This window comes from Bifidobacterium platyrrhinorum (assembly GCF_010667645.1).
Classification (GTDB): Bacteria; Actinomycetota; Actinomycetes; order Actinomycetales; family Bifidobacteriaceae; genus Bifidobacterium; species Bifidobacterium platyrrhinorum.
Map to the genome: position 1 here is coordinate 18,479 of NZ_WHZV01000009.1, position 14,875 is coordinate 33,353.

The following is a 14,875-nucleotide window of genomic DNA, read 5'->3' on the forward strand; positions in this document are numbered from 1 at the left end:
CGATTATGTCCCTTGCGCAACAGAACAACGTCACGGCCGGAGAGCAGGCCGAGCATGAGTTCAAGAACGATCCGACCGCCACGCTCGAAGGCGTGCGCGGCAAGGACGTGACCAAGGCCGCCAAGGCCCTGCTCAAGGATTCCGCCACCCGCGGCGGCGGCATCCGGATGCAGGACGTCGTCAAGATCTACCCGGGCTCCTCCGTGCGCGCGCTCGACGACTTCAACCTCGACATCAAGCCCGGCGAGATGGTCGTGCTGCTCGGCGGCTCCGGATGCGGCAAGTCCACCGCGCTGCGCTCCCTCGCCGGCCTCGAGGACATCCAGGGCGGCCGCATCCTCGTCGGCGGGCAGGACGTCACCGGCGTGCCCGTCAACAAGCGCGGCATGTCCATGGTGTTCCAGGCCTACTCGCTGTTCCCGCACATGACCGCCGTCGAAAACGTCGAATTCGGCCTCGAGGTGCGCGGCGTCGGACGTGAGGAACGCCGCCGCATCGCCATGGAACAGCTCGAACTCGTCGGACTCGCCGACCAAGCGAACAAGTTCACCCAGCAGATGTCCGGCGGCCAGCAGCAGCGCGTCGCCCTCGCCCGAGCCCTCGCCATCAAGCCGCGCGTGCTGCTGCTCGACGAGCCGCTCTCCGCCCTCGACGCCAAGGTGCGCGTCCAGCTGCGCGACCAGATCCGCCGCATCCAGCTCACCACCGGCACCACCACCGTGTTCGTCACGCACGACCAGGAGGAGGCGCTCGCCGTCGCCGACCGCATCGGCGTCATGAACCACGGCCGCATCGAGCAGATCGCCGCGCCGCAGGACCTCTACCAGCGTCCCGCCACCGAATACGTGGCCACGTTCATCGGCCTGACGAACCGTCTGCCCGGCGCCTCCGACGGCGAGGAGGCGGTCGTGTTCGGCCAGCGCGTGCCGCTGCTGCCCGGCTCGAAGCGGGGCGACCCGGTGGCCGTGCTCGTGCGCCCGGAGAACATCGCGCTCGCCCGTGCCGGCGAGACCGCCAACGCCGCCGGCGAGCACGCGCGCGTCGAGGTGATCCACTTCCTCGGCGCCGTCGCGCGCGTCGACTGCGAGATCTCCAGCGGCGAATACCAGCACTGGAACAAGGGCGAACAGCTCAAGGTCACCGTCCAGCTGCCCGCGGGCGAACTGCCCGCCGGACTCGCCCCCGGCGACGAGGTCGTCGTCACCCCGCGCCCCGTCGCGGCGCTCGCCTGCTGAATTCCCCCGCGCGGTGCCGTAAGCTGGGACCATGAGTGATCAACAGTCCCGGCCGGCACCGCAGCATGCACGCACATCCTTCTTCGAGGCGCATCGCCGCTTCACGTTCGTCGGCATCGGCCTGTGCGTGATGATCGCGTTCTGGGTGGGGCTGAACATCGTGCTCTCCGGCCTGCTCGCCCCCTATTTCCCGGGCGGGGCGCCCTCATGGCTCATGATGCTCATCTCGTCCGGCCCGCTGTATCTGGTCGCGATGCCGATGGGCATGACGGTGCTCTCCCGTGTGCCCGCGTTGAAGACCCGTGAATTCCCGCTCGGCGGGAAGGGCTTCTGGACGCTGCTCATCGCGTGCTTCCCCATCATGATGGCCGGCAACATCATCGGCACCGGCCTGTCGCAGGCCATCTCCGGCGGCGCATCGGTCAACCGCGTCTCCGAGATGGTGCTGCGGTCGGACCCGTGGGTCAACGCCCTGTTCGTGGTGCTGCTCGCGCCCCTCTTCGAGGAATGGCTGTTCCGCAAACAGATCATCGACCGCACGCGCCGCTACGGCGAACGCACCGCCATCGTGCTGTCCGCGTTCGCCTTCGCGCTGTTCCACATGAACCTCTACCAGTTCTTCTACGCGTTCGGCATAGGGCTGGTGCTCGCCTACGCGTACATGCGCACCAGTCGTCTGCGTTATCCGGTGATCATGCACATGGTCGTCAACGCGTCCGGGTCGCTGCTCGCGCCCGGGATCCTCGCGCTCGCCGGCGGCGACAAGGCCGACAGGCTCCTCGACGGCTCGATGGGCGAGGCGGAACTGATGCGCATGGCCGAAACGGATCCGTCCGCCATGGCCGGTCTCGCGCTGCTCGGCGCCTACGGGCTGCTCATGTTCGCCCTGACGATCGCCGGCATCGTGCTCATCTGCCGCAACCTGCGGCGCATCGAGTTCTACGACCCGCCCGAACGGCTGCCGAAGTGGTACGGCGCGCGGCTCGCCTTCCTCAACCCCGGTATGATCGCCTACGTCGCCCTCACCGTCGTGCTCGGACTCTGGCAGATGGGGCTGATCACGTTCGGCTTCTGACCGTCGTCTCCTCTTGGCGGCGCCTCCCCTTGGGAGACGCCGCCGTCCGTTCACTCCGAGGCGCCGCCGTCGCGCACGAGGTAGTCGGCGGTGGCGATGGCGCGCGCCGCCCGGTCCTTCGCGGTGGACAGCAGCACGCCGTCGCGCACGAACAGCAGGACCTCGCCCTCCGCGCCGTACGGCGAGAAGCCGGTGAACTTCACCAGCGGCGGGTTCTCCGGGCGCAGCAGCTCGGAGGCCCCCGCCTCCACACGGCGCAGCATGTCGCGGCCCACCTCGTCCGGCGAGGCCGTGCCCTTCACGGTGAACGGCACGGTGGCCATGCCTTCGGTGACCGGCGTGAGCTTGGTCAGCGAGGCCGTGTTGAGGATCGAGTTGGGGATGACCATGCGGTCGCCGGCGCGGGTCTCGATCATCGAATGGCGCCAGGTGATGTCCACCACCGTGCCGGTCACGCCTTGAATCGACACCAGGTCGCCCGGCTGGATCACGCGGCCGAGCATCAGGCCGAAGCCGCCGATCACGTTCGCGATCGTGTCCTTCAGGCCAAGGGACAGCGCGACGCCGCCGACGCCGAGGGCGGTGACCAGCGTGGTCGGGTTGATGCCGAACACCGGCTGCAGCACCATCGTGGCGGCGGCGCACCAGACCACCACACGCATCAGGTTGATGAAGATGGACGCGCTGGGGATCTGCGAGTTGTCGAGCACCTTGCGCAGCAGCCGGCGCAGGACGCGGTCTGCCACCCATGCGGCGACGAACACCATGGACAGCCACAGCAGTTTGCCCGCGTTCGCGTGGAACCAGGCCATGATCATGTCATCGAGGTTTTCCATGCGCACCACCATAAGCGGGTGTGCTGGAAGCCGGTAGATATCTACCGGAAAACATCCGGGAAACGATGCGGCGGCGTGTCGCGGCCACACGGCCACGCATCGTTTCCCGGACGCGCCGTCACGGACGCGGTTCGGGCAGGTGCTCGCGGCAGGTCTGGCCCAATCCGCGGGCCAGGCGGATCGGATCGAGGATCTCGTCGAGCCGCTCCGCCGGCAGATCGGTCATCTCGCCGGCCACCTCGCGCACCGTACGGCCCGAACGCACCGCTTCGGCGGCGATCGCCGAGCCCCGCTCGTAGCCGATGTAGTGGTTCAGCGCGGCCGCGATCGACGGCGTCGACTCGGCGTGCGCGCGCCCGACCTCCGTATGCACGACGATGCCCTCGATGCAGTTGGCGCGGAACACGTCCATCGCGTTCGTAAGCAGCGACATGCCGGTGAGCAGCTCGTGCACCATCACCGGGTCGAACGCGTTGAGCTGCAGCTGGCCCTCGGCCACCGCCCAGTTCACCGTCACGTCCATGCCGAAGACCATGAAGCAGCACTGGTTCACGCATTCGGGGATCACCGGGTTCACCTTCGCCGGCATGATGCTCGAACCCGCCTGCCTGGCGGGCACGTCCAAGTCGTTGAAACCGGCGCGCGGCCCCGAGTTGAGCAGACGCAGGTCGTCGGCCGCCTTCTTCAGGTGCACGGCGAGGTTCTTCAACGCCGCGGAGGTCGACACGTACGCGCCCATGTCGGTCATCGCCGCCACCGGGTCCGGCGCCGCCGTGATCGGCAGGCCGGTGATGCGCGCCAGATGCTCGGTCGCCGCGCGCCGGAACCGCAGGTCCGCGCAGATGCCGGTGCCGATGGCCGTGGCACCGAGGTTCAGCTGCGCGAGCTGCGGCACGAGCCGTTCGAAGCCCGCAAGATCGGATTTGAGCAGTGTCGCGAACGCGTGGAACTCCTGCCCGTAGGTCATCGGCACGGCGTCCTGCAGCTGCGTGCGCCCGAGCGTCACGTCGTTGATGTGTTTGTCCGCCAGGTCATGGAACGCCTTCGCGAGACGCTTCGTCGACTCGGCGAGCGGGTGGATCGCGTCGATGAGCGCCAGCTTGCACGCCGCCGGGTACGTGTCGTTCGTGGACTGCGACTCGTTCACGTCGTCGTTCGGGTGGATATACGCGTAGTCGCCGCGTTTTCGCCCGGCGAGCTCCAGCGCGCGGTTGGCGATCACCTCGTTCATGTTCATGTTCGACGAGGTGCCGGCGCCGCCCTGCATCACGTCCACCGGGAACTGGTCGGCGAGCTTGCCGCCCTCGATTTCGACGCACGCCTTGCGGATGAACCGCGCCTTGTCCGCGTCGATGAGTCCCAGCTCCTCGTTCGCGCTTGCGCACGCCCGCTTGACCGTCGCATAGGCGCGGACGAGCTCCGGGTGCTGCGAGTCGGTGATGCCGGAGACCGGGAAGTTGCCGATCGCGCGCTGCGTGTGGATGCCCCAGTACACGTCCGCCGGCACCGCCAGCTCGCCGATGCAGTCGTGCTCGACGCGCGTCGCCGCCGTTGTCGTCTTCGTTGCCTCGTCCGTTGCGTTCGTCTCGTTCGTCATGGTTCCATCATGTCGTGTCGGCCGGGGAAACGCCATGCCCGCGCGACGATTCCCCTGTGTGAGAAAACGCACAGGAAGGCGGCCTACTTGTTGTAGATGCGGTTCCAGTAGGCGAGCATGTTCTCCTTGGACATGGACAGGTAGATGCCCATGGCGAGCACGGCGATGTCGTCGTTGAGCAGGTCGTCCATCGAGACGCTCTGGCGCAGCGCCGGCCAGCGTTTGAGGATCGACAGCAGGCCGCCGGCCGTGAAATCGAGCAGCAGATCGGTCTTGAGGTCCAGATGGCCCGCGTCGAGGTCGAGCGTCTGGAGCAGCGACATGCGCGCGAAGTCATGGAGCGATTCGACGAGTTCGGGGGAGCTGTGAGGTCCGGCGAGCAGGGCGAGACGGTCGAGACGCTGCTGCTCGCGCGTCGAGCTCATGAAATGCGCCACCCTCCTGCGCCACTGCTCCTGAGGGTCGGCGTTCGGATCGGGCGCCTCCTGGATGAGCGGCGAGGTCTGCACTTCGGCGAGGATGGCCGCATCGGCGAGCTCGGGCAGTCCCGAGAAGTGGTAGTAGAACGAATTGCGGTTCACCTGCGCACGGTGCACGATGTCGGTGACGGTGATGCGCCGGTATTCGCGTTCGTCGAGCAGGGACCAGAACGCGGTCTCCATGCGTTCCTTGGCCGGTGGGATGTTCGAATCCCTGCGTGGGCGTGGCATGGGTCGTCTCCTTCCCGTGGGGGGCCGGCCGTGCCGAGGGGTCGGCCGGCGAATTATTGGTCAATTCGTCTAGACAATCTGTCTGGACAGTATAACCAATAACGGGACATGGCTCTACGAGGGCCGTTCCGTGGCCTGCTTCGTGGACTGGCGCGCCATCGTCGCGCGCACCAGGATCGCCACCGCCTCCAGCAGATGGCGCCGGTCCTGCGCCGGCAGGCCCAGCATCGAGGCGATCATCGCCGGGATCGACCCCGGGAAACCGGCCATCACCTCGGAGAACGTCGTCGCGCCGTTCGCGTGCAGCACCGCGAACAGGGCGTCCACCGCACGCTCGCGCTGTTCGACCGTCAACCCGGCCATCCACGCGTTCAACGACTGGTTGAACAGCTGCGAACTCGACGCGAGATCCGGCTCCGTTGCGAAATGGTCGCCCTCCACCTGCCAGGAGAACGAGAAATGCTGCATGATCCCGTCCGAATCCGACGTGACCACGCGGCACGGCTCCGGCGTCTCGAAGATCTGCCCCACGATCGACGAGCTCGGCACGATCTTCGTCACCTTCGGCTGGATGTCCAGATACTGCCGCGACGTGACGATGTTCGACGGGAACCCCGGGCCGTCCAGCGAATACACATGACGGATGCGGCGGCGCACGTCCTCGGTGGCGTTCATCGCCGCGTACACGGCCAGATTGCCGCCCTTCGAATGCCCGGTGAGCACGATCGGCCCACGCCACAGCCGCGCCACCATGTCGAGGTACGCGCTCGCCGCCCGCTGCGCCGGCACCGGGTACTGGAAGGCCATGTTGAAGTCCTCCTTCCAGCCGATGAGCGAATCGTCGGTGCCGCGGAAGGCGATGACGAGCGTACCGCCGCGGGTGGGGTCCTTGGCGCGGGGCCTGCCTCCCAGGCCGCGGCCGTCCGGCAGCATGAAGGTCATCGCGGCGAATTGCGTCTGTTCGCCCGGGTTGACATGCTCGACCACCGCGCCCAGCCGCGTCGCGGCGAAGCGCGGCGAGGAGGCCACGGCGGCGAAGAAGTCATGCGTCTCGTTCGGGTCGGTCAGACCCACCATCTGCACGTCCGCCGCCTCGTCGTCGAGCCCCTCGCGCAACGCATGCTCCGCCTCGGCGAGCGTGACCGACTCGAACGGCTCGCGCACCAGCCCCTTGACCCACAGCCAGGGGTGCCGCGGCTCGAAGGAACGCAGCCGCGCCGCGAAGGAGACCTCCTTGTCCTCGTTCAGGGCGAGCGTGGGGGAGAGGCGGGCGACGTCCTCGTAGGACAGGGACGCGAACACCATCGCATCCACCTCGTTGAACGGCGCGTCCGGGTCGGTGAACGGACGGCGCTCGCCGTCGATGTAGTCGAACACGTTGCCCATCGCGACCTCCCTCCGTGACGGATGCGGGGCTGGACCCCAGTCTAATAGGCTTCCCCGGCCCGGTTTTTCGGCGTTCTCCGCGATTTCGCACAGTGCGCGTGCGGCGCGTGGACAGTGCGCGACACGCCGATGGCGCCTCCGATTTGCATCGGGCCCGCGATTCGCGTATCTTATCCACCTGTTGCCTCTCACGGTGACATTGCGGACATAGCTTAGTTGGTAAAGCGCAACCTTGCCAAGGTTGAGACCGCGGGTTCGAGTCCCGTTGTCCGCTCTCGGAAGGCCGAAGCGATTCGGCCGGAAGACAACCCGGGCGGTTGGCGCAGAGGTAGCGCACTTCCCTGACACGGAAGGGGTCACAAGTTCGAATCTTGTATCGCCCACGAACGTGCCTGCTTCGGCGGACGCGTGCATAACAGAACACGGGGCTATGGCGCAGCTGGTAGCGCATCTCCATGGCATGGAGAGGGTCAGGGGTTCGAATCCCCTTAGCTCCACTCGAGGAAAGACCGGCGAGTCCGCCGGTTTTTTCGTCGGAACGCCGTTTCGTTTCGCGAACGGCGCGGACAACGGGCGATTGGCGCAGCGGCTAGCGCACTTCGTTCACACCGAAGGGGTCGTAGGTTCGATTCCTACATCGCCCACCCACCGAGGCCACCGCAATGCGCGGTGGCCTTTTGCGTATCGGGTCGGTTCCCCTCCTCGGGAAGGCGGGACGTTCCCCGCGGCTACGGGGCTACAGCCCGCGTCGTTTCAGGTCGGCGACCAACCCCACATAGAACTCGCGCACGTCGAAGCCGGGGATGTTCTCGCGGTTCAGATCGATCATGTCCGCGTGGGAGATGCCGCGCACGCCGTTCGGCTCCAACCAGGTGAAGCTCTCGCCCCACGGGAACGACGGCCGCGCGACCAGCCCGTCGTTCGGTCCGTCGAACCACTTCACCAGCGGGTACGTGAAGTTCAGCGGGAACTTGCCGGTCGTCGCATGCGCGAGCCGCGAGCCGACGCTGCGGCACAGGATGCCCGCGAACGGCCCGGGATCCGGCACCGCCGTCGCACGCTCCGCCATGCCGCCGGCCGCGTTGCCCGGCATCGTCACCGCGTTGCCCGGCATCGTCACCGCGTTGCCCGGCATCGTCACCGTGCCGGCCACGCCGCCCGACGCCGCGCGTGCTCCCCTCTCCAGCAACGCCGCATCCCCGATCTGTGCGTTCAACCGCGCGCAGCCCGCCTGCGTGAGGTCGTGCACCGCGGCCATGAAGTCGGGTCGTTTGTCGCCCAGATGCGAGGCGGCCGCGTTGTACGCCGCCTCGACGCGCCGCTGCACCGCCATCGGGATGTTCGTCAGCAGATAGTCCGCGAACCCGCAGCCGAGGTGCGGCGTGTTGATCGTCGTGAGCGACGCCACCCAACGGCCCGCCCCGCAGCGCGCGATCGCGTAGCGCATGTCCAATCCGCCCTTCGAATGGGCGATCACGTTCACCTTCCCGCATCCGGTCGTCTCGACGATGGCCCGGATGCGTGCGGTCAGCTCGCGCGCGCTGTCCGCCACGGACGCCGCCGACTGATGCTCGCCGTAATGGACGACCGCGCCGTTGCGCTCCAGCTCCGCCGGCACACGACCCCAGTAGTTGAGCGCCTTCGTGTCGCGGAAGAAGACGCCGTGCACGAGCAGCACCGGATAACGCGTCGCGCACACGCGTGCGGCGGCGCGTGAACGGTCCAGCGTCTCCTTCGCCGATTCGAACCGCACCTCCTCGGTCACGGTGCGGATGATGAGGCGCAACGCGATGAGGTTCGCGATCGGGATCCACCCGCACAGCACGCCGATCACGCGGATCTTCAATCCCAATTGCACCGACGTGAGATACACGGTGATGATGCCGATCCAGAAGACCACCGACTCGATCAGCACGACGACGCCCAGCGCGGCGAGCCACGCCGGCCACCCATCGGCCCAAGGGACCGGCCAGGAGATCGTCGGCATCGTCGCGAGCGACACCGCCAGCGCGACGCCGGCGACCAACGTCGTCCACCAGAAGATGCGCAGCATGGTCACGCCGAAGCGGCATGCCCTGATCCGACCGGTCATATCGGCCTCCTTGCCTCATGGGACGGGGAACCGTCCCTTCGCCAGATGCATATGCCCATATGAATACGATGCATACGCCCCGCCGCCGACGGCGGGATGCGCTCACCCATCCTGCGCCATGCGCAGTTCCATGGCGAGATGGTAGTAGTCGATGAGCCGGTCGACCATCGCCGGCCAAGTGCGGCCCTGGACGGCCTTCAGACCGGCGGCCCCCATGCTTCGCCGCAACGATCCGTCGCCGATGAGGCGGGCCACGCCGTCGCGCAGATCGTCGTCGTCCTCGTCATGCGGGTCGAACAGCAGGCCGGTCACGCCCTCGTCGACCAGGTCGAGCGGTCCGCCGCTCGCCGGGGCGACCACGGGCAGCCCGCTCGCCATGGCCTCCTGGATGGTCTGGCCGAACGTCTCCTCCGCCCCGGTGTGCACGAACACGTCCAACGCCGCGTAGGCGTCGGCGAGCTCGCGCCCATGCAGCATGCCGGTGAACACCGCGTGCGGAAGCCGTTCGCGCAGCTCCGGCTCGCTCACGCCGCCACCCACCACGACCAACCGCATGCGCAGCCCGTCGAGCGCGGCGAGACGCTCCACCTGCTTCTCCGGGGCGAGCCGGCCCACGTAGCCGACGACCGGCAGGCGGCCGTCCCCGCTCCATTCCCGACGCCACGCGCGGGTCCGCGGGTCGGCGGCGCGTGCGGGGGAGAACAGTGCGGTGTCCACGCCGCGTCCCCACAACCGGATGAGGTCCGGATCCACGCCGAACGTCTCGAGACGCCGGCGCGCGTCGTCGGTGGGGGCGAGCGTCATGGTGGCGAGGTTGTGCATGCGCGCGATGCGATCCGCCACGATGCGTTCCGCCTGTTCGCCCGCCGCCTTGCCGATGCGCCGGAGCCATTTCGTGTGCCGGGGCCATGCACCGGCCGAACCGTCCGTCGCGCCCGCGGCCGGCGCCGTGCCCTCCACGCCCTTCTCCCCGGTCACCGCCTCGCGGGCGAATCGGCGTGCATACTGCGCCACGTCGGTCTGGTAGATGGCGACGGTCGGCACATGCATCTCGTCGCCGGCGATCAGCGCAGCATGACCGAGTTTCGAGATCGGCGCGGCGACGTGGATGACGTCCGGCTTCGGGCCGTCGAGGATGTCGCGGATCACCGAGGACTTCGTCGTGACCGCGACGTTGAACCGCTGGATCGGGAACGACGGCACCTCTTCGACGGGGTACCCCGCGACCGTGCCGTCCTGCGGTGCCGGTCCCGGCGCGATGACGCGCGCGTCGAACCCGCGCCCGGCGAAACGGTCGAGGATGTGCCTGATGCTGCCGGACACGCCGTTCGTCTGCTCCAGCGACGATTCGCTGACGACGAGCACGCGCAGGGGACGCCGTCCGGGGGTGTCGTCGGTTCCGGCGCCGCCGGAACCGTGGCCGATTGTCGCCACGGCCGGGGATGGCGCGATGATGTTCACGTTTCCCCAGTGTAGGGAGCACGGGCGGGCCGACGGCCGCACGGGTGGCGGATTTCATCGCGGCGTAGCGGGCTGTTCACCCGCCGCTACGCCGACGCCCGCCGTGTCCGGCCCGGCCGGATTCCCCGGGAGGGCCTGGACGCGGCGGGCGTCACCTATGTCACCTATGTCACCTATGGCCGTTCGGCCTTTTGCGTCACGGCAGCTGCACTTCGGCCGCCGGATGCCGTTCCCGCCACCACTTCTGCACGAAGTACGCGGCGTAGCATACGACGATGAACAGCAGCTCGGCGACGAGCGCGAACCGCTGCTCCTTGTCGAAGAACACGAGCAGGAACGAGGCGGTGCACAGGATGAACGCGCCCCACGAGGTCCACGGATGGCCGGGCGTCGCGTACTTGAGCTCGGCGACCGTATGCCCGGAGGCGATCCAGCGGCGGCGGAACACGATCTGGCAGTACGCGATCGCGATCCACACCACCACGGCGGACAGGCCGGACAGGGCCACGAGCACGAGGTACACGGTGGAGGCCGCCACCACGGAGGAGAGCAGCGCGAGCAGGCCGCCGGCCATCGCCGCGCACAGGGCCAGCATCGGCACGCCGCGGCGGTTCGTCTTCGCGAACCAGCGCGGGATCATGCCCTCGTGGCCCATCGACCAGACCATGCGCGTCGAGGCGTACAGGCCGGAGTTCGAGGCGGAGAGCACGGCCGTGAGCACCACGAAGTTCATGATGTCCGCCGCGTAGGGGATGCCCACCGAGTTGAGCACGAGCACGAACGGGCTTTCGCCCACGCCCGCCCGGCGCCACGGGATGAGGGCGCTCATCACGACGATCGAGCCGATGAAGAACAGGACCAGACGCCACAACGTGGTGTGGATCGCCTTCGGCACCGCCTTCTCCGGGTCGCGCGTCTCGCCGGCGGTCACGCCGATCAGCTCGGTGCCGGAGAACGCGAAGTTCACGGTGAGGATCGTCGCGAACACGGGCATGAAGCCGTTCGGGAAGACGCCGTCCTTGAACAGGTTGTCGAACATCGGCGCATGCGTGTACCCCTTCATCGGGATGATGCCGAAGATCGTGAGCGTGCCGATCAGGATGAACGCGCAGATCGCGAACACCTTGATCGAGGCGAACCAGAACTCCGCCTCGGCGAAGAACCGCACGGACAGGGCGTTCAACGTGAAGATCAGCGCGATGCACGCCGCCGACCACACCCAGGTGGGTGTGTGCGGGAACCATCGTTGCATGAGCAGGCCGGCCGCCGTGAACTCGGAGCCGAGTGCCACCGTCCACGTGAGCCAGTACTGGATGGCGATCACGAAGCCGGTGCCCGGTCCGATGAACTTCTCCGCGTACACGTGGAACGAACCGGTCACCGGCATCGCCACGGACAGCTCGCCGAGCGTGAGCATCACCAGATAGACGATGACCGCGCCGATCGCGTAGGCGAGGATCGTGCCGATCGGGCCCGCCTGCTGGATCGTGTAGCCGGAGCTCAGGAACAGGCCGGTGCCGATCACGCCGCCCAGCGAGATCATCTGCAGGTGCCGTGCCTCCATGCCGCGCTTGAGGTTCGTGTGCAGCGCGTGCTTCGTGTGCTTCTCGGTGCCGGTGGTCGGGTCGTCCGGCGGGGTGGTGGCCGGTGCGTCGGTCGCCGTCGCCGTCATGGCGTCGGCGGGTGCCTCCGCCGTCGTTCCGGCTTCGCTGTCGCTCATCTCTCTCGTCCTCTGTCTCGCGGTTGCGGTCGAATCGCAGACAGTATACGCTAGCCCGCCCACGAGCGGCAGGCCGGTCCCGGCGCAATGCCGCGCCGGCGCGCGTGCCGGGACGCCGCGGGCGCGCACGCGCCGGTAGGCCCGTTTCAGTCCGCCTTCACGTCGCCTTCCGCGTGCGTGATCGCCTCGGCGATGTTGTCCCGGCTGAAGTCGTGGTTGCGGTAGTCGGGGTTGTCGACGGGCAGATGCGTGACCAACGTGTCGAACACCTGGCTGAGGATCTCGCCGCGCTCGAGCACCGCGTCGAGCACGTGGCCGCCGATCGAATGGTCGTCGGCGAGGAAGTGCTCGTGGAATCCGGCGACGGCCGCGCCGTGGAACATGACGGGGGAGAAGTAGCCGAGCATCGTGCCGCGCACGTCGTGGCCGAGGAAGACCGCCTGACGGTCCGCCACCTCCTCGAGCGTGGGGTAGGGCGCCTGCTGTTTGATGACGGCGCGCGTCTTGATGAAGCTGAACGTGCCGCGCACGATGACGGCGAAGAACGTGTTCGCGCGCCCGTTCGCCTCCACGATGCGCCGGTTGAGCTCCTCCAGGCCGATGTCGTGGCGCTCGCACTGGTATTGGAACGCCGCCCGGTGCATGTTCGCGAACGGCAGCGTGAGGTCGTCCGGCACGGGTTCCACCTCGCCGGTGCGCCCGACCTTCCACGCGCGCCCGTCGAGGACGATGATCTCGCCGTCGAGCCCCTCGCCGGTGCCGATGCCCGTGTCGCCGTGGGTGAGCAGCTCGCCCATCGTGGCGGTGCCCTCCAGCAGGCCGGGCACAAGCAGCGCCAGCGTGCCGTGCTGGTAGAGCACGTTGGCGCGGTCTTCGTGGATCGGTTCGATCGATTTGCCCCTCAGTTCGCTCACGGTTCCGTAATATAGGGGTCCGGCCCCGCCGGCGGCAAGACTCCGGTGGCCCCGCCGGACGTGACTTCGCTCACAGCGTCACGCATTGGGCAGGGCTGGGTATAGCGTGTTCGGGTGCTTTTCGGGGTGTCGCCCGCGACGGTTGCGGATGGCGGCGTCCGGTCCCCGGTGCGGCACGGGAAGAAGTATGCGTCATATGGCAGGCAAGCGGAACACCGGCATGGTCCTCACCCGCGGGGAATCGTACGTCGACGGGCATCTCACGCGTACGGCGTTCGTGTCCCTCGCGATCCTCACGTTCATCACGTTCGTCGGCAACTTCACGCAGCTGCAGCTGTCCGCCGCGCTGCCGTCGATCGTCGACGAGTTCCGCATCAACGTGACCACCGGACAGTGGCTCACGTCGGTCTTCCAGCTGGTGATGGGCGTGATGGTGCCGCTCACCGCGTTCCTTACGCGCCGGTTCTCCACGCGCCAGATCGTCATCGTCTCGATGATGGTGTTCACGGCCGGCTCCGTGTGCGCGTGGCTGGCTCCCACGTTCCTCGTCCTGCTCGCCGGCCGCGTCCTGCAGGCCGTCGGCACCGGCGTGATGTGGCCGGTGCTGCAGATCACCGTCTTCTCCATCTACCCGCTGTCGCGCCGTGGCGCCGCGATGGGCACCGTGGGCATCGCGATGAGCGTGGCCCCGGCCATCGGCCCGACGCTCGGCGGCCTGCAGACCGACGCGAACGGCTGGCGTTCGATCTTCCTCACGCTCACGGTGATCGGCGCGCTCTCGCTGGCCGCCGCGTTCCTGTGGCTGCGCGACTTCGGCGAGAACGACGCGACCGCCCGCGCCGACTTTTTCTCCGTGGCGCTGTCCGTGTTCGGATTCGGCGGGTTGATGTTCGGCTTCACGAACATCGAGAACTACCCGTTCTCCAACCCGATGGTGTGGCTGTCGATGCTCGTGGGCGTCCTGGGCATCATCTGGTTCGTCGTGCGACAGGTGCGCCGCGCACGTGTATATAAGGAGGCCGTCGTGCGGCGGGGTGCCGGAGATGCGGATCCGACCTCCGATTCCGGCTCGGGGGCGGTGCCGCCTGCGGCCGGCGCGCCGGAACCGCCGCTGCTCGACCTCGGGGTGCTGCGGAACCGTTCGTTCACCGTGGGCACGCTCACCGCCTCGCTCGCGTTCTTCGCCTTCAGCTCGATCCTGGTCATCATGCCGCTCTACATCCAGAACGACCGCGGCTTCTCCGCCACGATGAGCGGCCTGATCATGTTGCCCGGCGCGATCGGCCAATGCATCTCGCAGCTGTTCGGCGGCAAGGCGCTCGACCGCTTCGGCGCGCGGCCCGTCGCCCTGTTCGGCGCCATCGTGCTCACCGTGGGCACGCTGGGCATGAGCCTCATCGCCGCCGACACGTGGATCTGGTGGGTGTCCATCTGCCAGTTCGTGCGCCAGATCGGCATGGGGTCGCTGCTCATGCCGATCACCACCTGGTCGCTCAACTGCCTCGAACCGGACGAGATCTCCGCCGGCTCCGCCGTGACGAACACGGCGCGCCAGGTGGCCGGCGCGATGGGCGCCCCGATCCTCGTGATCCTCATGGAGACGTTCACCACCGTGTACCATGCGGGCGGCCTGTCGGCCACGCTTGCGAACATCGCCGGCATCCAGTGGGCGCTGCGCATCTCCGCGGCCCTGTGCCTCATCATGGTGTTCCTCGTCGCCTTCGGCGTGCGCGGCAACGGCGCGGGCTCCTCGCACGACGTGGCCCGCCGTGCCCTGAACCGCCTGCACCGTTGAGCGGTTACTCTGGGCGTATGAGTGATGTGCCCAGACCCGTGAATTCCGACTCCG

Annotated in this window: 11 protein-coding genes and 4 tRNA genes; 7 read left to right on the forward strand and 8 right to left on the reverse strand. The window is 68.0% G+C overall.

Annotated features, from left to right (window positions below; all coding sequences use genetic code 11):
* Window positions 1-5: 5 nt before the first annotated feature.
* The gene (locus tag GFD21_RS09170; RefSeq protein ID WP_163197682.1) at window positions 6-1,235 is read left to right on the forward strand and encodes an ABC transporter ATP-binding protein; all 1,230 of its coding nucleotides are present in this window, start codon (window positions 6-8) and stop codon (window positions 1,233-1,235) included.
* Between the two features lie 31 nt (window positions 1,236-1,266).
* A complete protein-coding gene (locus tag GFD21_RS09175; protein ID WP_163197683.1) occupies window positions 1,267-2,310 on the forward strand; it encodes a CPBP family intramembrane glutamic endopeptidase in 1,044 nt (347 codons plus the stop codon).
* A 50-nt stretch (window positions 2,311-2,360) separates the two neighbouring features.
* Here the strand turns inward: GFD21_RS09175 and GFD21_RS09180 are convergent, their stop codons facing one another.
* The 4 genes from GFD21_RS09180 to GFD21_RS09195 all read right to left on the reverse strand — a co-directional run bounded on the left by GFD21_RS09180 (window position 2,361) and on the right by GFD21_RS09195 (window position 6,839).
* Window positions 2,361-3,146, reverse strand: coding sequence for a mechanosensitive ion channel family protein (locus GFD21_RS09180; RefSeq protein ID WP_163197684.1), 786 nt, complete (start codon window positions 3,144-3,146; stop codon window positions 2,361-2,363).
* Between the two features lie 118 nt (window positions 3,147-3,264).
* On the reverse strand, window positions 3,265-4,743 hold the full coding sequence (locus tag GFD21_RS09185) for an aspartate ammonia-lyase (RefSeq protein WP_163197685.1): 1,479 nt from the start codon (window positions 4,741-4,743) through the stop codon (window positions 3,265-3,267).
* Window positions 4,744-4,826: 83 nt separating this feature from the next.
* Window positions 4,827-5,453, reverse strand: coding sequence for a TetR/AcrR family transcriptional regulator (locus GFD21_RS09190; RefSeq protein ID WP_163197686.1), 627 nt, complete (start codon window positions 5,451-5,453; stop codon window positions 4,827-4,829).
* A 114-nt stretch (window positions 5,454-5,567) separates the two neighbouring features.
* Window positions 5,568-6,839, reverse strand: coding sequence for a DUF2974 domain-containing protein (locus tag GFD21_RS09195; protein WP_163197687.1), 1,272 nt, complete (start codon window positions 6,837-6,839; stop codon window positions 5,568-5,570).
* Window positions 6,840-7,040: 201 nt separating this feature from the next.
* On the opposite strand from GFD21_RS09195, the gene GFD21_RS09200 reads away from it, so the two are divergent.
* The 4 genes from GFD21_RS09200 (at window position 7,041) to GFD21_RS09215 (ending at window position 7,483) form a co-directional block, all read left to right on the forward strand.
* Window positions 7,041-7,113, forward strand: a tRNA-Gly gene (locus GFD21_RS09200).
* Between the two features lie 37 nt (window positions 7,114-7,150).
* Window positions 7,151-7,222: transfer RNA gene (locus tag GFD21_RS09205), tRNA-Val, on the forward strand.
* A gap of 41 nt (window positions 7,223-7,263) precedes the next feature.
* Window positions 7,264-7,336, forward strand: a tRNA-Ala gene (locus tag GFD21_RS09210).
* 74 nt (window positions 7,337-7,410) lie between these two features.
* Window positions 7,411-7,483: transfer RNA gene (locus tag GFD21_RS09215), tRNA-Val, on the forward strand.
* Between the two features lie 92 nt (window positions 7,484-7,575).
* Here the strand turns inward: GFD21_RS09215 and GFD21_RS09220 are convergent.
* The 4 genes from GFD21_RS09220 to budA all read right to left on the reverse strand — a co-directional run bounded on the left by GFD21_RS09220 (window position 7,576) and on the right by budA (window position 13,026).
* On the reverse strand, window positions 7,576-8,931 hold the full coding sequence (locus GFD21_RS09220; protein WP_225431770.1) for an esterase/lipase family protein: 1,356 nt from the start codon (window positions 8,929-8,931) through the stop codon (window positions 7,576-7,578).
* Between the two features lie 102 nt (window positions 8,932-9,033).
* Complete coding sequence (locus GFD21_RS09225) at window positions 9,034-10,392, reverse strand: glycosyltransferase (RefSeq protein WP_318643757.1); 1,359 nt, start codon at window positions 10,390-10,392, stop codon at window positions 9,034-9,036.
* A gap of 196 nt (window positions 10,393-10,588) precedes the next feature.
* Window positions 10,589-12,112 (reverse strand): amino acid permease, encoded by a 1,524-nt coding sequence (locus GFD21_RS09230; protein ID WP_163197688.1) that lies wholly within the window; start codon window positions 12,110-12,112, stop codon window positions 10,589-10,591.
* Between the two features lie 146 nt (window positions 12,113-12,258).
* Window positions 12,259-13,026 (reverse strand): acetolactate decarboxylase, encoded by a 768-nt coding sequence (budA, locus tag GFD21_RS09235; protein WP_163197689.1) that lies wholly within the window; start codon window positions 13,024-13,026, stop codon window positions 12,259-12,261.
* 196 nt (window positions 13,027-13,222) lie between these two features.
* Here budA and GFD21_RS09240 point away from each other — a divergent pair, with 196 nt between their 5' ends.
* Window positions 13,223-14,821, forward strand: a complete 1,599-nt coding sequence (locus GFD21_RS09240) for an MDR family MFS transporter (protein ID WP_163197690.1) — start codon at window positions 13,223-13,225, stop codon at window positions 14,819-14,821.
* Window positions 14,822-14,875 lie beyond the last annotated feature (54 nt).